Source organism: Streptomyces sp. RGM 3693 (genome assembly GCF_050471125.1).
In the GTDB taxonomy this organism is placed as follows: Bacteria; Actinomycetota; Actinomycetes; order Streptomycetales; family Streptomycetaceae; genus Streptomyces.
In genome coordinates this window covers 3,604,469-3,628,932 of the sequence record NZ_JBMPPQ010000001.1, presented here as the reverse complement: position 1 = coordinate 3,628,932, position 24,464 = coordinate 3,604,469, and the positions used below count along the sequence as shown (strand labels likewise).

General features: G+C 71.5%; 25 protein-coding genes. 13 read left to right on the top strand and 12 right to left on the bottom strand.

Annotated features, from left to right (window positions below; all coding sequences use genetic code 11):
- Positions 1-62 precede the first annotated feature (62 nt).
- The gene (locus tag ACO0M4_RS16000) at positions 63-638 is read left to right on the top strand and encodes an Rv1733c family protein (RefSeq protein ID WP_430370868.1); all 576 of its coding nucleotides are present in this window, start codon (positions 63-65) and stop codon (positions 636-638) included.
- A gap of 261 nt (positions 639-899) precedes the next feature.
- Positions 900-1,385 (top strand): DUF7144 family membrane protein, encoded by a 486-nt coding sequence (locus tag ACO0M4_RS15995; RefSeq protein ID WP_430370867.1) that lies wholly within the window; start codon positions 900-902, stop codon positions 1,383-1,385.
- Between the two features lie 28 nt (positions 1,386-1,413).
- On the opposite strand, the gene ACO0M4_RS15990 is transcribed toward ACO0M4_RS15995, so the two are convergent.
- The gene (locus tag ACO0M4_RS15990; protein ID WP_430370866.1) at positions 1,414-2,040 is read right to left on the bottom strand and encodes a TetR/AcrR family transcriptional regulator; all 627 of its coding nucleotides are present in this window, start codon (positions 2,038-2,040) and stop codon (positions 1,414-1,416) included.
- 135 nt (positions 2,041-2,175) lie between these two features.
- Between ACO0M4_RS15990 and ACO0M4_RS15985 the strand changes: the two genes are divergently transcribed.
- Both ACO0M4_RS15985 and ACO0M4_RS15980 read left to right on the top strand, forming a co-directional pair.
- Entirely contained in the window at positions 2,176-3,087 is a 912-nt protein-coding gene (locus tag ACO0M4_RS15985; protein ID WP_430370865.1) for an alpha/beta fold hydrolase, read from the top strand.
- Positions 3,088-3,201: 114 nt separating this feature from the next.
- Positions 3,202-4,128 carry an alpha/beta fold hydrolase gene (locus ACO0M4_RS15980; RefSeq protein ID WP_430370864.1) on the top strand — a complete coding sequence of 309 codons (927 nt, stop codon included), beginning with the start codon at positions 3,202-3,204 and terminating at the stop codon, positions 4,126-4,128.
- 113 nt (positions 4,129-4,241) lie between these two features.
- Here the strand turns inward: ACO0M4_RS15980 and ACO0M4_RS15975 are convergent, their stop codons facing one another.
- The 3 genes from ACO0M4_RS15975 to ACO0M4_RS15965 form a co-directional block, all read right to left on the bottom strand.
- Positions 4,242-4,862 carry a DUF6461 domain-containing protein gene (locus ACO0M4_RS15975; RefSeq protein WP_430370863.1) on the bottom strand — a complete coding sequence of 207 codons (621 nt, stop codon included), beginning with the start codon at positions 4,860-4,862 and terminating at the stop codon, positions 4,242-4,244.
- Between the two features lie 124 nt (positions 4,863-4,986).
- Positions 4,987-5,742 (bottom strand): SDR family oxidoreductase, encoded by a 756-nt coding sequence (locus ACO0M4_RS15970; RefSeq protein ID WP_430370862.1) that lies wholly within the window; start codon positions 5,740-5,742, stop codon positions 4,987-4,989.
- 233 nt (positions 5,743-5,975) lie between these two features.
- The gene (locus ACO0M4_RS15965) at positions 5,976-6,350 is read right to left on the bottom strand and encodes a cupin domain-containing protein (RefSeq protein WP_430371402.1); all 375 of its coding nucleotides are present in this window, start codon (positions 6,348-6,350) and stop codon (positions 5,976-5,978) included.
- 67 nt (positions 6,351-6,417) lie between these two features.
- Here ACO0M4_RS15965 and ACO0M4_RS15960 point away from each other — a divergent pair, with 67 nt between their 5' ends.
- The gene (locus ACO0M4_RS15960; protein ID WP_430370861.1) at positions 6,418-6,858 is read left to right on the top strand and encodes a MarR family winged helix-turn-helix transcriptional regulator; all 441 of its coding nucleotides are present in this window, start codon (positions 6,418-6,420) and stop codon (positions 6,856-6,858) included.
- A 47-nt stretch (positions 6,859-6,905) separates the two neighbouring features.
- Here the strand turns inward: ACO0M4_RS15960 and ACO0M4_RS15955 are convergent, their stop codons facing one another.
- From ACO0M4_RS15955 to ACO0M4_RS15930, 6 genes are all read right to left on the bottom strand, one after another.
- A complete protein-coding gene (locus tag ACO0M4_RS15955; RefSeq protein ID WP_430370860.1) occupies positions 6,906-8,261 on the bottom strand; it encodes a ferritin-like domain-containing protein in 1,356 nt (451 codons plus the stop codon).
- A gap of 88 nt (positions 8,262-8,349) precedes the next feature.
- Positions 8,350-9,348: an HvfC/BufC family peptide modification chaperone gene (locus ACO0M4_RS15950; RefSeq protein WP_430370859.1), complete on the bottom strand. Its 999-nt coding sequence runs from the start codon at positions 9,346-9,348 to the stop codon at positions 8,350-8,352.
- Positions 9,341-10,246, bottom strand: a complete 906-nt coding sequence (gene bufB / locus ACO0M4_RS15945) for an MNIO family bufferin maturase (protein ID WP_430370858.1) — start codon at positions 10,244-10,246, stop codon at positions 9,341-9,343. The genes ACO0M4_RS15950 and bufB overlap by 8 nt, the downstream gene beginning before the upstream one ends.
- A 21-nt stretch (positions 10,247-10,267) precedes the next feature.
- On the bottom strand, positions 10,268-10,843 hold the full coding sequence (locus ACO0M4_RS15940; RefSeq protein ID WP_430370857.1) for a hypothetical protein: 576 nt from the start codon (positions 10,841-10,843) through the stop codon (positions 10,268-10,270).
- 568 nt (positions 10,844-11,411) lie between these two features.
- Entirely contained in the window at positions 11,412-11,654 is a 243-nt protein-coding gene (locus ACO0M4_RS15935; protein WP_430371400.1) for a hypothetical protein, read from the bottom strand.
- Positions 11,655-11,819: 165 nt separating this feature from the next.
- A complete protein-coding gene (locus ACO0M4_RS15930; RefSeq protein ID WP_430370856.1) occupies positions 11,820-12,392 on the bottom strand; it encodes an RNA polymerase sigma factor in 573 nt (190 codons plus the stop codon).
- A 129-nt stretch (positions 12,393-12,521) separates the two neighbouring features.
- On the opposite strand from ACO0M4_RS15930, the gene ACO0M4_RS15925 reads away from it, so the two are divergent.
- The gene (locus tag ACO0M4_RS15925) at positions 12,522-12,659 is read left to right on the top strand and encodes a hypothetical protein (RefSeq protein WP_430370855.1); all 138 of its coding nucleotides are present in this window, start codon (positions 12,522-12,524) and stop codon (positions 12,657-12,659) included.
- A gap of 29 nt (positions 12,660-12,688) precedes the next feature.
- Here the strand turns inward: ACO0M4_RS15925 and ACO0M4_RS15920 are convergent, their stop codons facing one another.
- Positions 12,689-13,039: a DoxX family protein gene (locus ACO0M4_RS15920; RefSeq protein ID WP_430370853.1), complete on the bottom strand. Its 351-nt coding sequence runs from the start codon at positions 13,037-13,039 to the stop codon at positions 12,689-12,691.
- A gap of 214 nt (positions 13,040-13,253) precedes the next feature.
- Between ACO0M4_RS15920 and ACO0M4_RS15915 the strand changes: the two genes are divergently transcribed.
- Both ACO0M4_RS15915 and ACO0M4_RS15910 read left to right on the top strand, forming a co-directional pair.
- On the top strand, positions 13,254-14,192 hold the full coding sequence (locus ACO0M4_RS15915) for a LysR family transcriptional regulator (protein WP_430370852.1): 939 nt from the start codon (positions 13,254-13,256) through the stop codon (positions 14,190-14,192).
- Between the two features lie 224 nt (positions 14,193-14,416).
- Positions 14,417-15,172 (top strand): maltokinase N-terminal cap-like domain-containing protein, encoded by a 756-nt coding sequence (locus ACO0M4_RS15910; RefSeq protein ID WP_430370851.1) that lies wholly within the window; start codon positions 14,417-14,419, stop codon positions 15,170-15,172.
- Between the two features lie 1,160 nt (positions 15,173-16,332).
- Here ACO0M4_RS15910 and ACO0M4_RS15905 read toward each other — a convergent pair.
- On the bottom strand, positions 16,333-17,682 hold the full coding sequence (locus ACO0M4_RS15905) for a hypothetical protein (protein ID WP_430370850.1): 1,350 nt from the start codon (positions 17,680-17,682) through the stop codon (positions 16,333-16,335).
- A 454-nt stretch (positions 17,683-18,136) separates the two neighbouring features.
- Here ACO0M4_RS15905 and ACO0M4_RS15900 point away from each other — a divergent pair, with 454 nt between their 5' ends.
- The 5 genes from ACO0M4_RS15900 to ACO0M4_RS15880 all read left to right on the top strand — a co-directional run bounded on the left by ACO0M4_RS15900 (position 18,137) and on the right by ACO0M4_RS15880 (position 24,462).
- Positions 18,137-19,477, top strand: coding sequence for a hypothetical protein (locus ACO0M4_RS15900; protein ID WP_430370849.1), 1,341 nt, complete (start codon positions 18,137-18,139; stop codon positions 19,475-19,477).
- A 255-nt stretch (positions 19,478-19,732) separates the two neighbouring features.
- Entirely contained in the window at positions 19,733-20,683 is a 951-nt protein-coding gene (locus tag ACO0M4_RS15895; protein WP_430370848.1) for an acyltransferase domain-containing protein, read from the top strand.
- Complete coding sequence (locus tag ACO0M4_RS15890; RefSeq protein WP_430370847.1) at positions 20,655-22,499, top strand: acyl-CoA dehydrogenase; 1,845 nt, start codon at positions 20,655-20,657, stop codon at positions 22,497-22,499. The genes ACO0M4_RS15895 and ACO0M4_RS15890 overlap by 29 nt, the downstream gene beginning before the upstream one ends.
- 14 nt (positions 22,500-22,513) lie before the next feature.
- Complete coding sequence (locus ACO0M4_RS15885) at positions 22,514-23,623, top strand: 3-oxoacyl-ACP synthase III family protein (RefSeq protein WP_430370846.1); 1,110 nt, start codon at positions 22,514-22,516, stop codon at positions 23,621-23,623.
- The gene (locus ACO0M4_RS15880) at positions 23,620-24,462 is read left to right on the top strand and encodes an SDR family NAD(P)-dependent oxidoreductase (protein WP_430370844.1); all 843 of its coding nucleotides are present in this window, start codon (positions 23,620-23,622) and stop codon (positions 24,460-24,462) included. The genes ACO0M4_RS15885 and ACO0M4_RS15880 overlap by 4 nt, the downstream gene beginning before the upstream one ends.
- Positions 24,463-24,464 lie beyond the last annotated feature (2 nt).

Genomic DNA, 24,464 nt, shown 5'->3' with positions numbered 1-24,464 from the left:
TGTGGTGTGGGGCCGACGGGCCAGATGTGGGACGCTCGTAGAGCAGGCGAAGGGGGTGCGTGATGCCTCTTGGGAAGCTCCGTCCGCCCTGGCGGCACGGGCCGCTCCGGCGGAGCACGGACGTGGCGCAGTCCTGGATCGTCCTGGCCACGGGCGTGCTGATCGCCGTGGCGGCCCCGGCCGCGGGCGTGGTGGCCGGCAGCGCGGTGGACGCGGCGGCCCATCGGGAGAGCGCCAGCTGGCGCCCCGTTTCCGCGGTGGTGACGAAGGAACCCGCCACCCGGATCAGTGTCGACAGCGGGACCGGCACGGGGAGCCGGGTCCACACGACTGTGCGCTGGACGGCCCAGGACCACACCGTGCGGACGGGGGAGACGTCCGTGGCGCCGGGCGTCCACGTCGGGGACCGGACGACGGTCTGGCTGGACCGGAACGGGACGCTGGTACGGGACCCCAGCACCCCGACGGACTCGCTGGCCGAGAGCGTCGTGGCCGGCACCGTGGTCGCGTCCGGCACCGGGCTACTGTTCCTCGGCGCGGAGAAGGCCGCCGTCCGCTTGCTGGACCGCCGGCGCTACGCCCAGTGGGAGAAGGAATGGGCGGAAGTGGACGCCCGGTGGCGGCACCCGCAGCAGTGAGGGGCGGTGGACCCGGCCCCGCCCGGCGCCGGGTCGGCGTCTCGCGTGGCGGCCCCGGACCGTCCCTGCCACGCTGAAGTTGGCGGCTGTCCCGCCCCGACGTTCCCGGCCGGCTGCCGAGCCGGAACCGCCGAGGTCACCGACGTCGGACGCCGGGGCGCCGTCCTGGTGGTGGCGACGCCGCCGACCGAAGTCCGCGGGATTTCGAGGGGCTTCATCGACGCGGCATCGCCGCACCGCCCCTCGATCACGGAGGTTCCCATGGCATCAGCAGCAGGTCACCCGACCGGAACGCCGCACCCCGGCTACGGCGGGAGAGCGACCACTCCACGGCCAGCGGACCGCACGAGCCACGGCCTGGTGATGTTCGCCGGGGTCATGTTGGCGTTGCTGGCCCTCTTCAACGGCCTCGACGGCATCGCGGCGATCGTCAACTCCCATGTCTTCGTGGGGAACGTCTCCCTGGTCCTGGGGGACCTGCGAGCCTTCGGCTGGTTGATGCTCGCCCTGGGGATCCTCCAGGCGGTTGCCGCCGTCGGCGTGCTCACCAAGGGTTCGGAAGCCGCCCGTTGGTTCGGCGTCTCGGTGCTGGGTCTGAACGCCTTCGCCCAGATGTTCTTCATCCCCTCCTACCCGGTGTGGTCGGTGATGATCATCGCGCTGGACGTCCTGGCCATCTACGGACTGTGCATGTACGGAGGGCGGTCCTACGACACGGCCGGGCAGGAGCAACAGCAGGGAGGGTGAGCGGGAGCGGACACAGCGCAGCGGACACCTAGGCGGGCGAACCTCCTCCGCCGTCCACGAAGATCCGGTCCAGGTGGTGGGCCAGGACGTCGGCGGCGGACCGCGCGCTGCGTTGGCCGACCAGGACGCTGGTGCCGAGTCCCGCGGACATGGCCAGCAGACCGATCGCCTCCTTGCGCGCGTCCACCTCGGGCCGGGTGAGGTCCGCTTCCTGGGCCTGGCGCAGGAGCGCGGCCAGGGTGTCCTCGGCGGCGTCGGGGTTCTGGATGAAGGGCTGGTCGGCGAGCGCCTGATCGGTCACGGCCAGCACGGCGTACGAGGTGTAGACGAGGTGGAAGGTGCGGCTCGCCTCGTCGGTCGGCAGCGACGTCATCAGAAGCGCTTCGATCACCGCACGCGGTCCGGCGCCGTCCTCTCCCGCGGTCCGGAGCCGGGCGGCGACCCGTTCCCCGAACCCCTCGGCCAGCCGTTGCAGCCCGTACAGCAGCAGCTTCTCCTTGGTCTCGAAGTAGTACTGCACCAGCCGCAGTGAGACGCCGGCCTCCGCCGCCACGTCCCGCATTCCCACGGCGTGCAGCCCGCGTCGCCCGGCGACCCGGAGGAGCGCCTCGGCGATCTCGTTGCGTCGCTCTGCATGGTCCACACGCTTGGGCATCGGTCGCGTCTTCCCTCGTCGGTCGCATCGGTACGGGCACTGGACACTGCCAGATCATTTTGATGGTACAGCCGTACCAGGATCATGGTACGTTCGTATCACGAAGACCGTGAACAACCGTTTCCGGAGGTGGCCGTGTCCGAGACCACGACCCGCACCCAGGCCGATGTCGGCCGCTACGTGAGCGACGCCTTGCGCGACCGCTACTTCGCGGCCTGTGATGCGCTCTACGCACTGGGCGCGTCCGCGGTCGCCGAGGACGACGTGGAGACCTCCTTCGGCACCACGCACGTCTACCGGTACGAGCCGGCCGACCCCGTCGCCCGCTCCCGCACCCCCGTCGTCCTCGTGCACGGCTCGGGATCCTGCTCCGCCATGTGGTACCCGAACACCCCCGCCCTGAGCGCCGCCCGCCCGGTGTACGCGATCGACACCCCGGGCGAGCCCGGCCGCAGCGTGCAGCGCGTCCCCATCCACCAACCCGAGCGCGCCGCACAGTGGTTGGACGAGACCCTCGCCGCGCTCGGGTTCGACCGCGTCCACCTGGTCGGCGCCTCCTACGGCGGCTGGCTCACCCTCAACCAGGTACACCGCAGGCCCGGCCGGCTCGCCTCGGTCACGCTGCTCGACCCCGGCGGACTGGAGAAGGTGGGGCTGCGCTTCTTCGCCTGGATCTTCGTCAGTCTCTTCGCGACCTTCGCCCCCAAGGCACTGCGTCCACGGCTGGCGGCCTGGCTGGAGCAGCCGGTGCTCGTCGTACCGGAGCTGCGCAGGATGGTCAGAGCGAGCGTCCGGGCGTACCGCATCCGGCGCCCGGCCCCGCTGCCCCTGTTGGACGACGAACTGACCACCATCCGCACCCCGCTCTACCTGGTACTCGGCAAGCGCAGCCTGCTCGTGCACCCGAAGCGGCAACTGGAGCGCGTACCACGCCTGATACCGGGAGCACGCACCGAGATCATCTCGGACACCGGCCACGGACCGCAGATCGACCACGCGGACGAAGTCAACCGCAGGATGCTGCGCTTCATGGACTCCGTCGACTGACCCACCGGCCACCACCACGGCCGAGGGGCTCGGGGGCCGGCCGCAACCACCCGGCCGGCCCCTGAGCCGGAACTCGGATGCGGCGGCGATCCACCGCCCGGCATGATGGCGATCATGAACAGGTATGTCACCGCCCCCGCCCGACTCGGCGAAACCCGGCTGCCGGACGGCCGGTTGCTGGGGTGGGCCGAGTGGGGCCCACAGGACGGAGTTCCGGTACTGCTGTGCTCGGGGGCGGCGACGAGCCGATGGCTCGGTTTCGGCCCGGACGTGGTGGCGGCCCGGGGGCTGCGACTGGTGTCCCTGGACCGGCCCGGCCTCGGCGCCTCGACCCCGCACCCGGGCCGGAGCTTCGCCGATTTCGCCGCGGACGTACGGCACTTGGCGGCACTGCGCGGCCTGGGACGCCCGCCGGTGGTCGGCACCTCGCAGGGCGCGCCGTTCGCCCTGGCCTGCGCGGCGGCGGGCGCGGTCTCCGCGGTGGCCGTCGTCGCGGGGGCGGACGAGGTCGCGGCGGCCGTCGTCCCGGCAGCGGACGACGTCACGGCGGCCGACGAGGCCCTGGTGGCCGAGTTCGCCGCCGCGCTACCGCCGGAGGCCCGGGACCTCGTCGAGCGCACCGCGGCCGACCCGGCCGACGCCCAGGACTTCTTCGCCGAGTTCACGGCGGACGCGATGTGGCACCTGGTACGGGGAAACAGCCCGGCGTGCGACCTGGCCGTGTATCAGGACCCGCAGTTCGCGGCCGCGTACCGCCGGGCCCTCGACGAGGGCTTCGCCCAGGGAGCGGCGGCCGGGTACGCCCGCGACACCGTGCTGGCCATGGGCCGCTGGCCGTTCGCCCTCGGGGGGATCTCCGTCCCGGTCGACCTCTGGTACGGAGAACACGACACCAGCCACTCCCCCGACCGCGGCGCCTTCCTCACCACCCGGATTCCCGGCGCGCGCCGCCACCTGGTGCCGGGGGCGGGCGGCGCACTGCTGTGGACGGACCCGGGCCCGATCCTCACCACCCTCCTGAACCGGGCTGGCGCCTCCTGAACCGGACAGCACTGGCTGAACAGGCTGGCTGAACAGGGCTGGGGGTGGGTGCGCCGCTCCCGGCAGGCGGACCGGGCCGGAGACGCGTTGGGGACCGACGCGGGCCACGGCCGTCAGGCGGCCGGCCCCCGCAGGTCACCGACGAACAGCGGCATCTCCAGGACGTCAGGGGTGAAGGACACCCCGGTGACTTGGGCCGCCAGGGCGAACGCGGCCGCGATCCGGTGCTCGGACCGCCGTGTCTCCCCGCGCGGGTCCAGGCCGACCTGTGCCATGGCCGCGTTCAGCCGGTCCGGCGCACTGCCGTGCCGCATACCGGGCATCCCGAGGCCGAACGCGGTCACGACAGCGCCGTCCACCGCGTGCACGAAATCGTCCTCGGCGTAGTCGTGCCGGCTGACGGTCACGGACTCCGCCGCCGCGGACAGTACGGTCGCCACCTCTGTCAGGGCGCCCCGCCACCCCCACGGTTCCACGGCCACGCTCCAGTCACCGAGTTGCACAACACCCACGTAGCCGCCGCCGTCCCCGCCCTGGGTCTGCTCGACGAACTCCCCGACCCGGCCGAGGAGTTCTGCGAACCGCATCCGTTCGGGCAGTGGGGCGTCGGCGCCGAAGCGGCGCAGGACCTCTGCCGGGGTGAGCCCACGGCAGAAGGACACACAGAAGATGCTGTCCAGCGGACTGTGGGCGTCCGCCAACCAGCGGAACGGTGCCAGGGGATCGGGCTGCATACCGCGCCTTCGCCTTCCTCGGGTGGTGTCGGGTGCGCGGGCTTCCCCCGCTCTTCCGTCGCACCTGGAGTCAACCAGCCTGGCGGGCGTTGCGGAACCGTTCCGGCGATCCGAGGGGGCGAGGTCAGCGCGTCGTGTACCCGCCGTTGATGAAGAGGGTCTGCCCGTTGAGCCACCAGCCGTCGGTGAGCAGGAAGATCACATGGGGCGCGATGTCCTCGATCTTGGTCAACTCACCGTTCATGGAAGAGGACTTGTGGTACGCGATGGAGTCGTCGGTCTCGGCCGGGTAGAAGAACGGGGTGTCCATCGGGCCCGGGGCGATGTTGTTGACGCTGATGTTGCGGCCGAAGAGTTCCTTCGACAGCGCGCGGGTGAAGTGCTCGACCGGCGACTTGCTGCCGGCGTAGACCGAGTACAGGCCGGTGTAGGCGGCCAATAGCGAGGTGACGACGGTGACGATCGAGCCGTCGCGGTCGATGCGCTTGGCGGCCTCCCGCATCATGAAGTAGGCGGCCTTGGAGTTCACCGCGAACATCCGGTCGTACTCGGCTTCCGAGGTTTCGGTCATCGGCTTCTTGATCACCATGCCTGCGGTGTTCACGCTCGCGTCCACCCGCCCGAACGCATCGATCGCCGCGTCGAAGAGTCCCTCGACCTCGGCCACCCGCGTCAGGTCCGCCTGGTGCGTCACCGCGTCCCCGCCCGCCTGCTTGACCGCGGCGGCCGTCTCCTCCGCGCCGGAGCGGGAGGAGACGCTGTTGTAGTGCACCACGACCTTCGCGCCGTGCTCGCCGAGCTGTCGGCTGATCAGGCCACCGAGGTTCCTGGAGGCGCCGCCGACCACAACGACCTTGTCCTTGAGCGTACGAGCGGGCATGACGCGTCTCCTCACCACAACGATGTCCGTCCCCGCGCGTGCCTGCCGGCGCACCCCTGCGCCCGCACGCCGGGCCGTGTTCCCCCTGACGTGCGACGCGCGGCCACCCCGACGCTAAGCAGGCGCCCCGGTGATCGCATCCGCAGGCCGTCCGCAGCTCACCCGGCCGGCCCACTGCGCCGCCCTACGGCCGCACGGGCGGGGGCAGACACTCCCGGGCTGCCAGGCAGTCCCTAGTTGGCCCACGGCGGGGTGAGGGTGCTGCCGTCGGCGAGTTGGGCGTTGAGGCCGACGCGGGTGGTGACCCAGATCTCCGCGGTCCGGTCGGTGGGGTTGCTCAACGACAGCTGGGAGCCGGCGGGGGCCACCGCCGCGTCGCCTGCGCCCAGTTCGGCCGTCTCGCCGTCGATGGTGAACTCCGGCCGGCCGGAGAGTACGTAGAACGCCTCCTCATGGCTGATGACGTGTGCGGGGGCGACCGTCCCGGCGGGTATCTCGGCGCGCCAGCCGGCCAGGTCCCGGCTGCCCGTAGCCGGGCGGAGGTACGAGGTGAAGCGGGCTCCGTGGATCTCGTGGACGACGGTCTCGGCACTGCGGACGAAAGGCATGACAACCTCCAGATGGACAAGCAACTTGTCCATATAGACAAGCAGCTTGACCAGTTATAGTCAAGGCATGGATGACGCCCTCGCTCTCTCCGCGCTCGTGCTCGCGCTCTCCGGCCAACTGGTGCAGGAGATCCACACCCGCGTCTCCCAGCAGGGATTCGAAGACCTCCGACCGGTGCACGGCTTCGCGTTCGCCCGTATCGCCGCCGGCGACGCCACCACCGCGGACCTCGCCGAACACCTCGGCGTGACCAAGCAGGCCGCCGCCCAACTCGTCGCGGACCTGGTCCGCACCGGATACCTGGACCGGCGCCCGCACCCCGGCGACGCACGCGCCAGGCTCCTGGAACTCACCGAGCGCGGCCGGGCCGCCACCCGCGCCGCGGATCAGGCAGCGCGCTCCGCCGTCGCACCGTGGCGCGAGGCACTGGGCGAGGCCCGCTTCACCGCACTGGTCAGCGACCTGACCCGGATCGCACCGCGCGGACCGATCCGCCCGGTCTGGTGAGACGGCGGACGCCTACGGCCCCCGGCCGCACGGTAGCGGCCGGCGGCTCAGCTCACGGTGATGCCGGGGTAGAGGAGCCCGATCTGCCGGGCGACTCCGTCGTCCCCGCCGAGTTCCGGGAAGTCGACCATGGCGTCCGCGCAGAGCTTCTCCAGCGCCTTCCGCAGGTCTTCGCCGTGGCCGAGGGTGAAGGTGTGGAATTCGAAGGACGGGCCCACCGCCCGTCCGTTGTCGTCGGTTGCCCGCCTCATCATGAGTTCGGCGACGGGGTAGAGGACGCCCTGCATCAGCGCGATGAAGACCCGCTCCATGTGGTAGCGGTTGCTGTGGCCATCACCGTCAACGTCGTTCGTGGGCGTCGCGTACAACTGGTCCAGCAAGCGCAGCATGTAGGTGAAGGAGGCGTTGAACAGGCGCATCAACTTCTTCGCCGTATCCGTGATGTTCTCGTCGGCGACGTGCGGGTTGGGGACGGCATAGTGCCGCACGGCATCGTCGGACTCGATGTTGACGCTTCCCTCGCGCGTGCCGTCGACGATGCCGATGCCCTCGATGTGCTTCAGCATGCGCTGGAAGCGCACGTAGTGCGTGTACTCCTCCAACCCGGGCCGCGGATTGGCCGGGTCGAGCGGGACCGTGCCCTTCGCCGGGTCGGCCCCCTCCCCCTGGTCGATGACCGTGTTCAGGGCCTTCTTGGCGGTTTCGAGGTTCTCCACGACGATCGTCCGGCCACCGCCGTACTCGTTCCAGTACGCGCGCTTGTACTGGAGGAGCTTCCGCCTCTTCAACTCCTCCCCCGTCCCGAAGGAGATCTTCCCCGCCTTGGAGAGGTCTTCGAGCCCCTTGATGATCCGCTTGTACAGCTCGCCGATGCTGGCGTACTGGATGGCGTCCTCGTTCTCGTAGACGATGCCGTCCTCCAGTACCTGTCCGGCGGAGAGGAGCTCGGGCACCGGAACGGACGGTTTCTCGATGGCCAGGAAGACGTCCCGCACCAACGCGTCGGAGAGCGGCGCCAGTTCGAGCTTGAGGTCCGGCTTGCGGTGCTTCAGGTCGCTCGGGTACGTGGGGACGAAATTCCGGTCGCAGAACCTGATCCGGTCACCGGCGCCGATCCCGATCATCACGTTGCGGACCAGGCAGAGGTGGAGCATCTCCTCGATCGCGACACCGATCAGCGTGCGCAGCGCCCCCTTGCCCGGGGCCCACTGCGAGTACCCCTTGGTCTTGATCGAGTAGGCGGCGAACAGGTACGGCGGGATGGTGGACAACTCCACCTGGGCCGCCGCGTACAGGTGCTTCACCAGCTGTTCCCGCGTGGTGATCTCCTTCACCGGCTCCAGCTCGCCCGGCCAGGTGAAGGCCGGCGGCTGTAGCAGGACGGGGGCTGTGGTGGTGGCCATGGGTCGTCGCCCTTTCTGATGGCGGATGTGCGGAAGTACGTCAGTGCGGAATTGCGGAAGTGCGTCAGTGCGGAAGTGCGGAAGTGCGTCAAGACACCGGTGTCGGTGTCGGTGTCGGTGCCGGTGTCGGTGTCGCGTTCAGTGCCGGGCCGGCGGTCGCCGCGGGTGCGGGGTCCACGGCGGGGCATCCGGTACCGGCGTGGTGGTCGGCCGTGGTGAGGAAGCCGGCCATGGTCCATTCCCGTAGCCAGGGCCAGCCCCGTTGGGGATCCACACCGGCCGCGCGCAGGGCCTCCCCAGCGGTCGCCCCTTGACAGACCGCCGCCAGCACCGCGTACGCGTCCGGTCCGATCTCCCGGACCACGACGGTGAAGTCGCGTCGGCTCACCGCAAGGTGGGTGGGCCGGTACTCGGGCAGGTCCCAAGCGGCCTCGTGGCCCGGGCCACGCTGGTGCGCCGCGTGCAGATAGGGGTGCACCACGGCGCGGGTGCGCAGCAAGCGCAGGCAGGGTGCGGGGCCGAGTCGTGGGGCGTCGAGCCAGGCGGCGTCCGGGACCTGTTCGGGCAGCGGCCCACCGGCCGTGCGCTCGCCCGTCCACTCCCCGTACCGCTCGCTCCCCGGTTCGGCCTCGGTCCCCTCCGCGTCCAGTACCTCGGTGTACAGCTGCTCCAGCCGGGCGAGGTCGACCAGCAGGTCGATCCAGTCCTCCCGCCCGGCGGTCGGCAGGTCGGCATCGGGGCGGTGGCGTTCCAGGTGGTCGGCGAAGTGCTCGCCCAGGGTGCTCAGGGTGTGGCAGTGGGAGGGGTGCGCCCGTAGGTAGTCCTCGGCGAACCCGTCGAAGAGCTCCGCGCCGAGCAGGTCCACCATGGCCGGGAACAGGGTGCGCAGACACGACGTCAGGCGCAGGCGGTAGCTGTCCTGGTAGAGCGCCAGTGACTGGCGCGGGGTCAAGGCGGCGGGCGCGGTGAGGGGGAGGGCGCCCCCGTGCGTGCGGTTGTCGTCCGGGGGGCCGGTGTCCTCGGGGTACAGCAGCGCGGACTGCAACCAGTGTTGCAGTGCGGCGAGTTGACCGGTTCCCTCAGCCACTGACGCCTCCGGTGGCGACCTGGTCCTGGGACGTCCCGGCCTGGGCGTGGCGGGCCTCAATTCTGGCCTGCTCGGCGTGGGCCACCAGGTCGGGGAAGGTCGGTAGGTCCTCGTCCCATTCGATCAGGGTGGACACACCGCCGGTGAGCCGCACCGCCTGTCGGTACAGCTCCCACACCGGCGCGGCCACCGGCCGGTCGTGGGTGTCGATGAGGTGCGTACCGCAGTGCCGATGTCCGGCCAGGTGCATGTAGGCGACCCGTTCGTGCGGGATGCCGTGCAGATAGGCGTACGGATCGAAGCCGTGGTTGACCGAGGAGACGTACACGTTGTTCACGTCCAGCAGCAACGCGCAGTCGGCCGCCTCGGCCACCCTCGCCAGGAACTCCCACTCTGGCATGCTGGACGCGGTGAAACCGGCGTAACTGCTCGGGTTCTCCAGCACCAACTGACGCCCCAGGACCTCCTGGACGCAACGCACACGGCGCACCACATGCGCCAGGGCTTCCTCGGTGAACGGCATCGGCAGCAGTTCGTGGGTGTGCACGCCGCCGACGCCCGTCCAACACAGATGGTCCGAGACCCAGACGGCGTCCACGTCATCGGCCAGGCGGCGCAGTTCGCCCAGGTAGGTGCGGTCCAGCGGGTCGGTGCCGCCGATCGACAGGCAGACGCCGTGCAGGATGACCGGATACCGTTCGGCGATCTCGTCCAGGGCGCGGCGCCGTCCGCCATGGCTGCCGAGGAAGTTCTCCGTGATCGCCTCGAAGAAATCGACCTGCGGCCAGTGCGCCCGCACGTGCGGGAGGTGCGGGGTGCGCAGGCCAACGCCGAATCCCAGGTAGCGGTCGCCCGTCGGGCGCCGGGCGATGCGCGCCGGCGTCCTGGCCTCAGGCACGCTCCCGTGCTCCATCGCAGGTCAGGGCTTCGGCTTGTCGTAAGCGGGCACCAGGTTGTCCTCGATGCCTGCGCCCGGGGACGGACCGAAGGCGATGCCGGCTTCGTACATCCGCCCCTCGAAGAGCTTGCGCGCGGTCTTCCACACGCTCTTGCCCTTGTACGGGCCCGCGCAGAACACCCGGCTCTCGTTGATGGGACTGGCGCAGCTGCCGTTCCACCGGCATGCCTGCTCACCGGGGTGCGCCTGCTGGAAGTCGCTGCCGGCGTAGCCGCACCCGCCCTGGCCCCGGCAGGCCCCCTCGCCGTGGCAGACGTGCTGCACCGTGGCGCACTGCCCGGTGCCGGCCATCTCCGCCTTGCCGTCCTTGTCTTGGTGCCGGCAGGCGTTGAGCCCCATACAGACGTGCAGGTCCCTCGGTTGCTCGTCCTCCGGATACTTCTTGTCCGCCAGCAGCATCTCGCTGGCGTGCGGGTGGGCATCGCCACCGGACTCGTGACTCATCGCTTTGGCGTCGCGCACCAACGCCCGTACGTCGTCGGGGGTGACGTCCGCCACCGATTCGCCGTTCGGATGCGGGGTGATTCCCTGGCTCATGACGGTTTTCGCTCCTGGATCGACTGCGACTTCGGTCTGTACCTGCGAGGGGTACGCGAAAACACCCGAAGAAGCTGCCGTCGCGCCACCGACCATCGCTTACCACCGGACGACGCTCATATCCCGGACCGGCCGACATCGCACGCAAACGGATCAATAGCCACAGCCGGCGAACGCATCCCGCACCCGGGGAAGGCGATGCAGGTCACCGGAACCCACGCCCCTCGGCGTCGAGCCGTGATTTATCCGCGGGAATTCGGGTGATTTCTCCGTCGAGTCCGTCGCATACCACCAGGGCGCGGGCGCGGGCGGCGCGGCCCATCCCCCAATGTGGGCCGCGCCCCCAGTCCCGCCGCCTGTCTACACCAGCACCCGTTGCGTCAACTCGCGTGTGCCGCACCGGGCGGAGGTGCCGAGCCCACCCCACGATGTCCCCCAGTGGTAGCCGAGGCGCCGCCCCGGACCCCACCACGAGCGTAGGAGGAAGAGGACGACAACGGACCTGCACATGGTCAGGATGCCCGTGTCCCCGTGGACGGTTGGTGTGCGGAATTTCAGCGTCACCACGTCACCACTTCACCACCCATCGTCCCAGCAGCTCGTCGAGCCCGTCCTGGTACCAAGCCTCCGGCGACAGGTCGGGGTGTTCGAGCGGATGTGCCGCAACGGCCTGCACCTCGGCAGCCGTTGACAGCATGTCGTACCGTGCGTCCCAGTCGCGTGCGCTGCGCGCGTCCGGAGGCACGAGCTGGTCCCCCTCCAAGAGGTAAGCCAGCATCCTCTCGTGCGGAGAGGAATGGCCATTCTTCATGATCACCCTTCCATCAGAAACTGTTGGGTGTGGATCGGTCCCACCCAAGGGCCACGGGTCGGATTGCTGACCAACCCGTGGCCCCGGGGCGAAGTCCGGTCCGGCACCGCGCCAGGGCCGGGCGCGGCGACCGCACACCGCGGCCGCCGGAGCCCGGGCCACGACCTACGCGGAAGCCGGTTCCTCATCGTCCCGGCAGAGCTTGGCCCTGGCCTCGGCCGAGGCCAGCTCGCGGCTGACCGTCGCGGACGAGATCTCCAGCAGCTCGGCGATCTCCACGCCCTTCAGTCCCCAGACATGCGTGAGTTCCCAGACGGCGGCCTGCCGTTCGTTGGCGATCGCGGCCTTCACCGACTCCAGCAGTTCGAGGTATTCCAGCCCGACGGCCGGACCGGTCCCGAACTGCCGGGCATGTTCGGGCGGTTCGTCGTAGAGCCGCTCGCTGGAGGACGCCTTGCGCCAGTGGTCCCGGAGCTTGTTACGGGCGACCACGGTCGCGAACACGATGACCGGCTTCTCGAACCTGGTGCCGCGGCGGAACTCCTGGAGGACCGCGATGCAGGTCTCCTGGGTGATGTCCTGGGCCAGGTGGTAGTCGCGGGTGACCCGCGTGACCGAGGAGATCAGCCGGGGCTCGATGGCGCGCAGGGCCTCCTCCATCAGCTCGGCCTCACGTGCCTTCGACAGCCGGCGATGCGCCTCCCCGGAGTCGTCGCCGCCCCCTGAGAGCTGCCTCATGTGTCGTCCTCTCCACTGACCGGGTACCGCAACTGCGGCCCCGGGCTCAGTAGGAGGACGTGTGGGCTCCCCGATTCTTTTCATGACCGCCGGATGAAAATTCCGGTGGCCTCGACGGGACCTGAGGGCATGAAAACGCGTACTGCCCTCGCCCTCGTACTCGGCGGCCTCGCCGTCTACCTCGCCTACTACAACCCGGTGCTCGGCGCGGCCATCGGCATCGGCGTCGTCGTGGTCACCCTGCTGCTGTCGCTCCTCGACGAATAGCGGGGCCGCGGCCCCGACTCGGACAGGCCCTATCGCAGCAGGGCGAGGACGAGCGATGCGACCGCCAGTCCCAGGTACCCGGCGGGGCCCACCATGGTGGAGTAGACGCGCATCCGGACGTGGGCGACGACGGCGCCGATGAAGAACAGGACGAGGCCGGTGGCGGCGGCGATACCGAGGGAACGGACCCCCAGGAGGCCGATCAGCAGCCCTACCGCGCCAGCGCCCTTGAGCGCGCCGAGCCAGGGGAGCCAGGACCGCGGAACCCCCACTTCCGCGGAGTTGGCGAGGACGAACTCGGCCCTCGCGAAGTCCGCGGCGGCGATCCCGGCGTTCGCCACGATCGTGAGGACAGTGATGATCACGTAGGCCATGTCCATGTGCCGACGCCTCCCTTTTCCGAGTACCCGATGCGACGAACCCGCCGGCCGGTCACGGTCGCGGTGCCGCCCTGGACGTCTCGTCCGTACGGCCCGTCCGCGCGGCCAGTACCGTCCGGTCAGTGCCATGCGGTCAGCACCTTGCGGTCCGTCTGTGACCAGGCTCGTCGCGCCAGGAGCCGGCGTCCAATACCTGCAGCTATAACCTGACGGCATGGACGTCGACACCCGACTGTTGCGCTACTTCGTCGCCGTGGCGGAGGAAGGGAGCCTGACCCGTGCCGCGCAGCGCTTGTTCGTGTCCCAGCCGGCGCTGACCAAGCAGATCAGGCAATTAGAGACGCAGCTCGGGGTACGCCTGTTCACGCGGTCCCGGACCGGGATGGCCGCGACGGAGGCGGGGCGTGCCCTGGCGGAGCGGGTGCCCGCGCTGCTGGCCGACTGGGACCGGACTCTGCGGGAGACGAAGGCCGCGGCGAGCCGGGCGGAGCGCGTACTGCGGGTCGGTTTCGTGGCCAGTGGCGCCAACGAGGCGACGCCGCGCATCGTCGCGGAGTTCGCGCGCCGCCGACCGGGTTGGCGGGCCGAGATGCGACAGGCGGCCTGGTCCAACCCATCGGCCGGACTGGCCGATGCGGAGGTCGAGGTCGCCCTGGTGCGGCTGCCGTTCCCCGGCCAGGACGCCGTGCGCGTGGTGGCCCTGTTCGCCGAACCCCGCTGTGTGGTGCTCGCCGATACCCACCCTTTGGTCGCGCACGGGGTGATCCCGTTCCGCGAACTGTGGGACGAGCCGTTCGTGGCCGCCCCGCCGGAGACGGGCCGCTGGCGGGACTACTGGCTGGCTACCGACGAACGCGAGGGACACCCGGTCCACATCGGCGCCGTCACGGACCAGCCGGACGACTGGCTCACCGCGATCGCCAACGGCTACGGCATCGCCCTCGCCCCGGAATCCGCCGCCCGTTTCTACGCGCGCCCCGGCGTCACCTATCGGCCGGTCACCGGCGTCAGCCCCAGTCAGGTGGGGGTCGCCTGGGCACCTGCCGACGACACCAACCCCGTGGTTCAGGACTTCGTACAGTGCTGCCTGGACGGGCTGGGTGATTCGAGCGGCCGGAAGGACGACAACGGGCCGGTTGCGGAAGGCGGTTGAGGCCACGGGGCCACGGGCCACGGGCCGCGGAGTCGCGAGGCCGCGGAGCGACGACCGCCGAAGGTTGGCTGGGAACGCCCGGAGTTGCGGTTCGTCGTGGCCTGATACAGGCAGCGGCGTTGCCGACGAATGGCGCTGCTGAGAAGTGGCACTGTCGCGGAGTGGCGCTATCGAGGAGTGGCAATGTTGGGGAATGTTGTTCGTCGGGATGATGTTGGTAGGGCATGGCTGTTATCCACAACACATCCCTCAAGCCCACCAAGCTGGAGGTTCTCACCGCCTGGCTGCCGAGCCAGCCTTGGTACCAGGGCAGCCCCCAGGCACCGCAGCTGGCCAGGTCAGGTGGCTTCCGGATCGACGATCCGCAGGGCGAGGTAGGCATCGAATGCATGGTGGTCACCGACCGGTCCGGTGACGTTCCGCGCTCCTACTTCATCCCGCTGACCTACCGCGGGGCCCCGCTCGACGGTGCCGAGCAGGCCCTCGTCGGCACCACCGAGCACGGCATACTCGGCCGGCGCTGGATCTACGACGGGACCCATGACCCCGTGCTCGCCGCCCAATTGCTCGCCCTGCTCCAGGGGCGCGCCGAACCGCAGGCGCAGAACGCCAGCAACGTCCGGGACGAATCCGTCACCCGTCACGTCGGTGCCGGTGCCGGCGCCGGATTCGGCTCGTCGAGAGTGCTGGGGGCAGCCGGCGTCGCCAACGGTCCGCACGGCACCGACCTCACTTTGGAAACCACCACGGAGTTGGAAGAGGAACCGGAAGCGGAGCCGGACGACCACCGGTCGGGGCCGGCTCGGACCACCGTCATACTCCACATCGCGCGCGTACTGGAACCGGTGGCTGAGGCCGGGTCCGCCGCCCAGGCGGCCGACGCCCCGGGACGCCTGGCATCCGTCGCCGGTGTCTGGCAGTCGGGCGACGGTACGGAGCAGCGCGGCCTGTTCGTCGCCCTCCGCTCGTCGGACCGCTGACGCGTCGCGTGCCGCCGGTCTGCCGTTCGGCGGCGTGGACCTCGCGGTCTCGGGCGGGGACTGCGTCTTCGAGGTCAACGTCCATCCCGTCATCAATGTCGAGGGGGCCTGGAGAGCGTCACCCTGCCGCTGGTCCGGGCCCATCTGGACCGGGCGGCGCCGGGCGTAATCGACGGCACCGAGCGCTGATCACCTCGTCGGGGCCGGCGGGATGCCCGTTCCAAGTCCAGATGCCGATGCGCGTCGGGATGCCCCATGCACGTCCGGATCCCCGGCGAACGTCTGGGTGCCCGGCGAACGTGCGGATCCCCTGCGAACGTCCGGGTCCCCAGTCACGTCGCGATGCTGGGTACGGGTACCTCTCGCCTCTCGCCCGCACAACCACCCGCTGTGTCGTCTCCCCCGTTGATTGCCCACGTTGATTGCTTGATGGGTAGGGATCGGGACGCTTTGCCCACGAGGAACAACCACCCGTTGTCAAGGTCACGAGTCGATCGACTCCGGACTCACCCCCAGACCGGGTCGCCCGCACCCCGTCGGCCCGGTCCATCAGCGGTGACGCCACCATCGCGGGACTGACCACGTCCTGGTGATTGCTCGCCCGTCGCACCGGCACCCGTAGTGCCCTCGTCCTCGGCGGGGCGCTCCTCCTGTTCACCGGCCCCGGCGGTCGTGGGCGCGGCGGTGGTCGTGGGCGTGGCGCTGGCCGGGTGGCTGGACGTCGCGTCAACCAAGGCTGGATCGACGGTAGTTGTGCTGGATCGTGGTCGAGCGGACGACCTTCCCGGCGCACCGTCTCGGCTGGAACGGGGCTCGGCTGGAACGTGGCTGGGCTGGAGGGCGTCGCCGGGTTCGGCGCGGTGGTGGGTAATTTCCCTGCGGCGGGGCGGAGTTCCGGGGTGCCGGAGCGGTGGGCGGGGCGTGGTCCGGTGGGGCGGGCTGCCTGCTTCTGGGTGAACAGTGTGGTCGGGTTGGGCGCGCCGGGATTCGAAACGGGGCGCCTTCTCCCCCTTATAGCCTTGTGACCGATCCTGTGGACGTGGCGATGGTGTTGCTGGGCGGGTTGCCCGCGGTGCGTGCGGCCGGCGAGGGGGAGGACCACCGGTCGTCGGAGGGGCGGGGGCACGGTCCGGGGGCTGCGGAGGGGGCCGGTTCCGACCTCACCGGGCCGTCGCGCGCAGACGCTCCCGGAAGGCTTTGACGTGGGGGTTGCGCTGATGGGGCGCGAACCGTTGGGCCAGCCGGGGCAGGGTGCCGTGCACGGACCCCGCGGTCAGCTGCCGGTGGTGGCGCAGGGCGCGGAGGGAGTGGTCCACGGCCGCGTCGACGTCGTGCAGGGCGAGCAGGGTGTGCGCGAGCTGGGCGTGCAGCAGGGTGCGGGCCTTGTGGTGGTCGGCGGGCCGGCAGGCGAGGGAGTTCCCCAGTTCGGTCAGGGCGGCCTTGTGATCGCCCAGGCATGAGAGCACTTCGGCGCGCTGGTAGCGCAGTGCGGTCTCCGGGTAGCTGGTGAAGGGGCCTTCGGGGCCGGTGGCGCGCGCCAGGTGCTGTTCCGCGATCAGCAGGTCCGCGGTCGCAGCGCGGTTCTGGCCGGCGCCGGCCCGGACGACGGCGCGCCCCGCGTGCAGGTAGGCGCGGACGGCGCTGGGTACCGCGGATCCCGCGATGTCGGTGGCGGCCTCGCCGAGGACGAGGGCCTGGTGGTGGTCGCCGAGCTGGTGCGCTTGCACGCTCAGACAGCGCAGGATGATCGCGTAGGAGCCGCGGTCGCCGGCCGCGTGGGCGAGTTCGAGCGCGATGTCGTAGTGGTGCTGGGCGAGGGCGGGGTGGCCGGTTTCGGAGGTGCGGCCGGCCAGGAGGAGGGTCAGGTGGGCGGCGCCGGTGAGGAGGGCGCGTCGGACCGCCGGATGTGCCGGGGCGGTGAGCAGTGGCACCACTTCGGCGGCGAGGTACCCCGCCAGCGCGGACCGGCCGTGGGCGCCGCCGTACCGCTCCCCGAGTTGGGCGCTGTGAACGGCCACGGCCTCCAGGCGTCCCGGGGTGGCGGCGGATGCCTGGGGTGCGCGCGGGTCGGCCGGGGGCAGGGCCGGCGGCAGGCTCCCCCAGCCGGTGAACACGGGGGGCGGCGCGGAGAGGACGGTGCGGGCGAGGTCCGCCCGGCGCGCGGGGTGGGTCTCGGCGCGGCAGAGGACGGCGAGGCGGTGGACCGGGTCGCCGCCGCGCAGGGCGGACATCAGCGCGCCGCCGGTGGTGTCGGGGTCGGCGAACCCGGTGTCCCGGGGCGTCAGCCGGCGGCCGACGCGGTGGCTCAGTGCCTGGCCGATCAGTTGCCCGGCGGGCGGCCGGGGGCGGGCGCCGTTGAGCCAGCGGGCCACTGAGGTGCGGTCGTAGCGCAGGCGCAAGCCCTGGGCGGCGCCGAGGGCGTTGACGGCGCGGGAGAGGTCCGTGGCGGTCCAGTCGGCCTCGGCCAACAGTGCCGCGAGCATGCGGTTGGGGCGGCGCTGGGGCGTCATGGTCAGTCTGCCTCGCTCACTGTCAGGCCGTCCGGCCAGGGGTTGCCCGGTGTCACGGGGGGTGGCTTTCAACACGTTCACGCTTCCCGCCGCGGTCCGGCGTTCCGCCTCGGCTTGATTCATGGTTCCGTTGGTGGAGGGCTGTTGGCTACGGCGCGGCGGTCCGCAAGGCGTCTTTCCGGCCACCGTAAGGCTTCCCCGGAAAGATTCCGGGGATACTCTCAAGGGCTCCGGCAGCGGTGGGCAGGAAATTGATCAGGCACAACGGCAATACCAGCTACGGACATCACTCCCTATGAACTCCTTTCGCATCATCTGTTTCTCGGGTTCCCCTCCTTCAAGTGTCCACGGTGTGACCGTGGAATTGACTCGGATTGACGCGGGCAGTGTGGTCAGAACAGGACCCGAACTACCGTGCCGGGAGCCTTAGGTGTCGGCGTCACGCCGCCGTAACGTGAACTTGCGGGCCCTGCTGGCAGAGGCCCGCTGGACGCAGGCGGCGTTGGCGCGCACGGTCAACACCCTCGCCGCGGAGATAGACCTCGACCTGAACTACGACCGCACGGCCGTGGCGCACTGGCTCAGCGGGACCCACCCGGCGCCACCCGTGCCGGAGCTGATCGCGGAGGCGCTGTCCCGTCGGCTGGGCCGCTCGGTCTCCCCCGCCGCGGCGGGGCTCGCCGGGGAGCCGTCCGCGCCGGCGGGCGGGCGGCTCCCCCTCTCCAGCATTCCGGTCGGCACCGCGCTCACCGAGCTCTGCACCATGGAAAACGATCCCGCGCGCCGGGCCTCCGCCCGCATGATGCCGTACCGGGAAGCGGAGTTGGCGAAGGTGACGGTCGGGTTCGCGGACCGGGCAAGGGCGCCCGCGGTGCCACGCGGGGAGCAGGACGCCGGGGACGACCTCGGCGTCGTCCGGCTCGCGGTGCGCTTCTACTCGGCCTCCTTCGACGCGCACGGTGGGCGCCGGGCGCGCTCGGCGCTGGCCGCCTACCTCGCGGACGACATCGCTCCGCTGCTGCGCGAGCGGGAGGGCCACCAGCCGCACCGCGGCCTGCTGGTGGAGGCGTCCCGGCTCTCGTTCCTGCTCGCCCGGATGTATCAGGACGCTTCCGTGCACGGGCTCGCCCAGCGTCATTTCACCACCGCGCTGCGGCTCGCCGGGGAGTCCGGGGACGCCACGGCGCGCGCCGTCGTACTGCGCGGGCTGAGTGCCCAGGGGCTCGCGCTGGGCCACCGGCGCATCGCCCTGCACGCCGCCGAGGCCGCCGCCGCGACGCGGGCGTCCGAGGGCCCGGCCCGGGCATTCCTGCTGTCCCAACTCGCCGTGGCACAGGCGGCGTGCGGGCGCCACCGTGCGGCGCGGGACACTCTGAACCGGGCCGAGCGCGCGCTGACAATGGGCGAGCGCGCGGGCACGGCGGAACCTTTCACCGCGTACTCACCCGGCTCCCTGGAATTCCAGCGCGCCGCGGTCCTCAGATATACGGGAGACCTGCCGGCCGCGCGCACCGCCCTGGCCAACTCGCTGGCCCACCGGTCCGCCGGGGAGCACCGGGGCATGGCGCTGAGTCATGCCCAGCACGCGGAAATCCTCATGGGTCTCGGCCATGTGGAAGAAGCCTGTGCCTCGTGGAATTCCTTCCTCGACCACTACGTCCATCTGCGGTCCGGGACGGCGGATCTCGCCACGGCCCGCTTGCGGCAGCTGCTGACGCCCTTCCGCAAACTCCCGGTGGCGAACGCGGTGTTGCACCGTGCGTTCGCCGCGACGTCACCTTCTCAGCATTCCTGAGACGCCGCGTCGCCTGCGCGTTCACCCCCTTCAACAATCTCGGACGTGAAACGAAGACCACAGGCCGGGCCACGGATGTTGAATGGCACAACACCGACCGGAATCCACCGGAAATGGGGTGAGGAAATGTGTGCTGCCGCCGCGTCCAACAACGGGAATCGCAAGTCGACGCCGCTCCGCATCGTCCATGTCTTTCCCGGGCAGGGCGACTTCTCGGTAAGTCCGCTCAGTCGTGCACTGCGCACTCACACAGTCGTGCGAAAAGCAGTCCGCGAGGTATTCGAGGAAGCCGAAGAAGTGGGCGATGAATTCGGTATCGTGCCGCTGGCGAAGGCATTGCTGAGCGCGACGCCGCCCAGCGGTCGGGAGCTCGCCGCCGGCAGTGTGGGCACCCCCCAACTCGCCCTGTTCTGCTCCTCGGTGGCGGTGCACCGTGCGCTGTGCTCCGCCGGGTTGGTGCCCGACCAGGTGCTCGGGGTGAGTTTCGGGGAGATCGCCGCCCTCACCGCGGCCGGTGTGTTCGAGGTCGCCGAAGGCGCCCGCATCGCCTGTCTGTTGGCCCGTCAACTGGCCGGCTGTGCGGGCGGGATGACACTGATCGGGGCTGGTGAGGACCGCACGGAGGCCCTGCTGCGCGGCGCCGGCTCCCCCGAACTCGCCCTGGCCTGCGTCAACGCTCCCGACGAGAGCGTCGTCAGCGGCCCACTGCCGGCCCTGCGGACCCTGGAGGGGTTGGCCGCACGGCAGGGCGTTCCGGCCGCCCGGCTCCGGCTGCCGTTCTCCTCCCACCACCCGTCCCTCACCGGGCCGGCGGACGCCTTCGCCGCCGCGATCGGTCGTCTCGACCCCCGCCCGGCTCGGATCCCCGTGCACTCCGCGGTCCGTGGCGGCCCCTACGGTCCCCGGGACGACGTCCACCGCGGCCTGGCCAACTGCCTGGTCCACCCGGTCCGTCTGCCGCCGGTGCTCCGCGGGATGACCACCGGCAGCCGCACCCTGTTCTTCGAAGCGGGCACCGGTCAGGCACTGACCCACAGCATCCGGCAGACCCTGCCGCCCGACACGGCCGGCGCCCGCGCGCCGCTCGCCGATCCCACCTTTCCCTGGCCGCGGCCCGGCGCCCCGGCCGCCAGCCGGCCGAACACCGCACTCGCCGCCGCTTTCTGGAGCCATCACGATGACCACGTACACGCAACCGCTCGGTGAACTCGGCGAGATCGTCAGCGGTTCCCGCCCCTACACCCTGCGCAGCCGCCTGCTGACCGCGCTCGCGGCCGACCGTGAGCAGACTGCCCACTCCCCCGAGGACTCCGCCCACCGGGTGCACCGGCGACTGCGGCTGATCGTGGACAACCTGCCGACGGTGGGCGAGTTGTTCCGCGATCCGGAGCAGCTCGCGGTGGTCAGCGAGTGTGTGGCGCTCGCCGACCCATCTCTGTACATGGCCGTCATCAACCACTACGTGCTCTGCCTGGGTTCCGTCGCCACCCTGACCGATGCCCCGGCGGCGCTCGGCCGTCCCTGGCAGGCCCTGGCCACCGGCCGCACCAAGGGCGCCTTCCTGGTGACCGAGGTCGGGGACGCCAGCAGCCATCTGGGCATCCGGACCACCGCCCGATTCGACCGGGACACCCGCGAGTTCGTGCTCGACACGCCGGTGGCGGGCGCGGCGAAGTTCTCCGGCGTCGGCGGTTCCGGGGTGCCGCAGAGCGCTGTGGTGTGCGCCCGCCTCGTGGTCGACGGGACCGCTCGCGGGGTGTTCTCGTTCGTGGTGGAGCTCACCGACGCCGTCGGCCCGCGGCCGGGCGTGGCGGTCTCCCGCAGCATCGGCCTGCCGTCGCTGCCGCTGGACTACGCGCTGGTGCGGTTCGACGGAGTACGGGTGCCGTACGTCCAGTGGCTGCGCGACCGGGCGCACATCGACGCGGACGGCACCTTCCACGATCCGCTCGGCGGCCCGGACGCCCGGCTCCAACGGACCCTGTCCGTCGGGCAGATCCTGTGGGCCACCCTGCCCTCGGCGGTCGCCGCGATGGCCCGCCAGTGCGCGGTGACGGCCCTGCGCTTCTCCACGCACCGCCGGGCCCACGGCCGGCTGGCCCCCGGCGCGCGCGTGCTGGAGTTCCGTAACCAGCAGCATGCGTTGCTCGGGGCGCTGGCCGAGTCGTTCGCCCTGACCTGCGCCGGCCGGACCGCGCGGGAGATCTGGGCCCGGTCGCGCACTGCGGCGGCCCACCGCGCCCCGGCGCGCCGCACGGACGGGATGACCTTCTCCCCCTGGACGGCCGTCGACCGGACGTTGGCGGTACTCAAGGCGGTCACGGTGCGTGGCGCCGCGCGGGTGGCCGCCGAGTGCCAGCACCGCTGCGGGTTGGCCGGATTCCTGCACCCCAACCTGCTCGACGGCTACCACGGTTTCGCGCACGCCTTCGACACCGCGGGCGGCGACAGCCAGTTGATCCTGTTGGACGCCGGGCGGGCCCTCGCCCAGGAGAGGGGTGGCGGGGCGGGCGGCACCGTGCCGCCGGTCGACGTTCCCGCGGATCAGCTCGGGTGGTGGCCGGCGCTCGCGCGGGCCCAGGAGGGCTGCCTGCGGGACGAGCTGCAGCGCTCCGTCCGGCGGGGCGTCCAGGCCGGGCGGACCGGACTGGAGTTGTGGAACCCGCTGCTGGACACCGCGCACGGACTCGGCGAGGCGTACGGCGCCCGGCTCGTCGCGGATGCCACGGCCGCCGCCGTCGAGGCCGTTCACGACCCCGAACTCCGGTGCGTGCTCCGGCCGTTGGCCGCACTGTACGGGGCCGTCGAGGCGCGTCGGACGGCCGGCCGGCTGCTGGCCGCGGGCACCCTCGCGCCCGCCACCGTCCGCGCGCTGCCCGCGGTGATCGACGGCCTGTGCGACCGCCTGCTGCCCCATCTCCCGCTGCTGTGCGAGGCGATGGGCGCACCGTCGGGCGCGGTTCCGGCGCCCTTGGGGGCCGACGACTACGCCGCCGCCCTGTACGACTTCCTCGACCGGTGATCGGAAAGGCCGTCATGAGCCCGTACTCCTCCCCCGTGTCGCGCATCGGCGTGCTGGGCATGGGCACCTACCTCCCGTGCGACACCCGCACCAACCAGGACATCGCGGCCGCGGCCGGCGTCACCCCGGAGTGGATCGCCCAGCGCACCGGCGTGCACACCCGGCACGTCGCCGGTCCCGACCAGGCCGCATCCGATCTGGCGGCGGCCGCGGTCCGGGCCGCGGTCGCCGCCGCCGGCATCGACATCGACCAGCTCGACGTACTGATCGCCGCCACCTCCACGCCCGACGAACTGGGCCCCTCCACGGCCTGCCGCATCCAGGCGCTGACCGGCGCCCGGTATGCGGTGGCACTCGACGTCAGCGCGGCCTGCGCCGGCTGGCTGTTCGCGGCCCGGGTGGCGCACGACTGGCTGCGGGGGAACGGCGGTGCGCGGTACGCGGCGGTGGTCGGCGTCGAGGCGTACTCCAAGTTCGTCGATCCGACCGACCGGGGCACCGCGGTGCTCTTCGCCGACGGGGCGGCGGCCGCGGTACTGGGCCCCGTCCCGGACGGCGCCGGCTTCACCGACTTCCGCCTCGGCTCGGACGGCGCCGGCGCGCACCACGTCCTGATCCCGGCCGGCGGCAGCCGCATCCCGGCCAGCCCCGCCACGCTCGGCGAACACCGGCACCACATCCACATGGACGGCCGTGCGGTACGGGACTTCATCGTCGAGATCTTCCCCCGGCTGGTCCGGGAGAGCCTGGCCGCCAACGACCTGCGGCTCCAGGACATCGACGCGGTCATCACCCATCAGCCCAACCCGGTCCTGCTGCGCAGCCTCGGCGAACGGATCGGCATCCCGCCCGGGCGGCTGGTCATCGTCGGTGACGAGGTCGGCAACATCGGCGCCGCGAGCGCCCCGTACGCACTGGCCGGCGCAGCAGCCCGCGGGCTGCTGCCGCGCGGCGGGCGGATCCTGCTGGCCGTCTTCGGCGCCGGCGTGACCTGGGGCAGCGCCCTGCTGACCTGGACCGGGGCGCCCACCATCCGCATCGCACCCACCCGAGTACCGCAGGCCACCGCCTCCCCCGCCCCTTCCTCCCTCTCCGCTCCCACGTTGCAAAGGAGTTCCTCATGAAGACCCCGCACGACCCGTTCCGGCTCGACGGAGCACGGGCCCTGGTCACCGGCGCCTCCCGCGGTATCGGCAAGGCCACCGCGGTGGCCCTCGCCCGGGCCGGCGCCGATCTGGCGCTGTCCGCGCGGAGTTCGGGCGCGCTCAAGGAGACCGCCGCGCTGGTGGAGGACGAGGGCCGCAGCGCGGTACTGGTCCCCGGCGACCTCGCCGAACCGGGCGCCGCGGAGGCGGTGGTGGACCAGGCGGCGACCGCGCTCAGCGGGCTCGACGTCATCGTCCACAACGCCGGCGTGCTGCCCGCCCAGGACGACGGCACCCCCACCCTGGTGCCCCTCCAGGACTCCGCACAGGCCGACTGGGACCACGTCCTGTCGGTCAACCTCAACGCGACCGCGGCGCTGTGCCGGCGCGCCCACCGCCACCTGACCGGCTCGTCCCGGGGCAGTGTGGTGCTGATGTCCTCGCTGGCCGGGGTCGTCGGTACCCCGCGGATGGAGGCGTACGGCGCTTCCAAGGCGGCGCAGATCGCGCTCGCCCGCAGTCTGGCGGTGGGCTGGGCGCGCGACGGCATCCGGGTCAACGCGCTGTGCCCGGGCTGGACCCGCACCGACATGACGGCCTTCGCGTATTCCCTGGCGCCGCTGTCGCAGTGGCTGATGGCGCACGTCCCGTTGGGCCGCTGGGCGGAACCGGACGAGATCGCCCACGCCGCGCTGTTCCTCGCCTCCCCCGCCGCGTCGTACCTGACCGGGCAGGCCCTGGTGCTCGACGGCGGGGTCTCCGTGCCCGACGGCGGACTGGCCGGCATCCCCAAACCCCCGTCCCCGTTCACCGCCTGACC

Bases quoted from the DNA above. Each gene is read 5' to 3' on its own strand.
- ACO0M4_RS15970 (WP_430370862.1), bottom strand. From the start codon at position 5,742: ATGCCCGCTCGTACGCTCAAGGACAAGGTCGTTGTGGTCGGCGGCGCC.
- ACO0M4_RS15975 (WP_430370863.1), bottom strand. From the start codon at position 4,862: ATGCAGCCCGATCCCCTGGCACCGTTCCGCTGGTTGGCGGACGCCCAC.
- ACO0M4_RS15965 (WP_430371402.1), bottom strand. From the start codon at position 6,350: ATGCCTTTCGTCCGCAGTGCCGAGACCGTCGTCCACGAGATCCACGGA.
- ACO0M4_RS15940 (WP_430370857.1), bottom strand. From the start codon at position 10,843: ATGAGCCAGGGAATCACCCCGCATCCGAACGGCGAATCGGTGGCGGAC.
- ACO0M4_RS15890 (WP_430370847.1), top strand. From the start codon at position 20,655: ATGACCACGTACACGCAACCGCTCGGTGAACTCGGCGAGATCGTCAGC.
- ACO0M4_RS15960 (WP_430370861.1), top strand. From the start codon at position 6,418: ATGGATGACGCCCTCGCTCTCTCCGCGCTCGTGCTCGCGCTCTCCGGC.
- ACO0M4_RS15980 (WP_430370864.1), top strand. From the start codon at position 3,202: ATGAACAGGTATGTCACCGCCCCCGCCCGACTCGGCGAAACCCGGCTG.
- ACO0M4_RS16000 (WP_430370868.1), top strand. From the start codon at position 63: ATGCCTCTTGGGAAGCTCCGTCCGCCCTGGCGGCACGGGCCGCTCCGG.
- ACO0M4_RS15910 (WP_430370851.1), top strand. From the start codon at position 14,417: ATGGCTGTTATCCACAACACATCCCTCAAGCCCACCAAGCTGGAGGTT.
- ACO0M4_RS15995 (WP_430370867.1), top strand. From the start codon at position 900: ATGGCATCAGCAGCAGGTCACCCGACCGGAACGCCGCACCCCGGCTAC.
- ACO0M4_RS15885 (WP_430370846.1), top strand. From the start codon at position 22,514: ATGAGCCCGTACTCCTCCCCCGTGTCGCGCATCGGCGTGCTGGGCATG.
- ACO0M4_RS15955 (WP_430370860.1), bottom strand. From the start codon at position 8,261: ATGGCCACCACCACAGCCCCCGTCCTGCTACAGCCGCCGGCCTTCACC.
- ACO0M4_RS15925 (WP_430370855.1), top strand. From the start codon at position 12,522: ATGAAAACGCGTACTGCCCTCGCCCTCGTACTCGGCGGCCTCGCCGTC.
- ACO0M4_RS15930 (WP_430370856.1), bottom strand. From the start codon at position 12,392: ATGAGGCAGCTCTCAGGGGGCGGCGACGACTCCGGGGAGGCGCATCGC.
- ACO0M4_RS15920 (WP_430370853.1), bottom strand. From the start codon at position 13,039: ATGGACATGGCCTACGTGATCATCACTGTCCTCACGATCGTGGCGAAC.
- ACO0M4_RS15935 (WP_430371400.1), bottom strand. From the start codon at position 11,654: ATGAAGAATGGCCATTCCTCTCCGCACGAGAGGATGCTGGCTTACCTC.
- ACO0M4_RS15905 (WP_430370850.1), bottom strand. From the start codon at position 17,682: ATGACGCCCCAGCGCCGCCCCAACCGCATGCTCGCGGCACTGTTGGCC.
- ACO0M4_RS15990 (WP_430370866.1), bottom strand. From the start codon at position 2,040: ATGCCCAAGCGTGTGGACCATGCAGAGCGACGCAACGAGATCGCCGAG.
- ACO0M4_RS15880 (WP_430370844.1), top strand. From the start codon at position 23,620: ATGAAGACCCCGCACGACCCGTTCCGGCTCGACGGAGCACGGGCCCTG.
- ACO0M4_RS15915 (WP_430370852.1), top strand. From the start codon at position 13,254: ATGGACGTCGACACCCGACTGTTGCGCTACTTCGTCGCCGTGGCGGAG.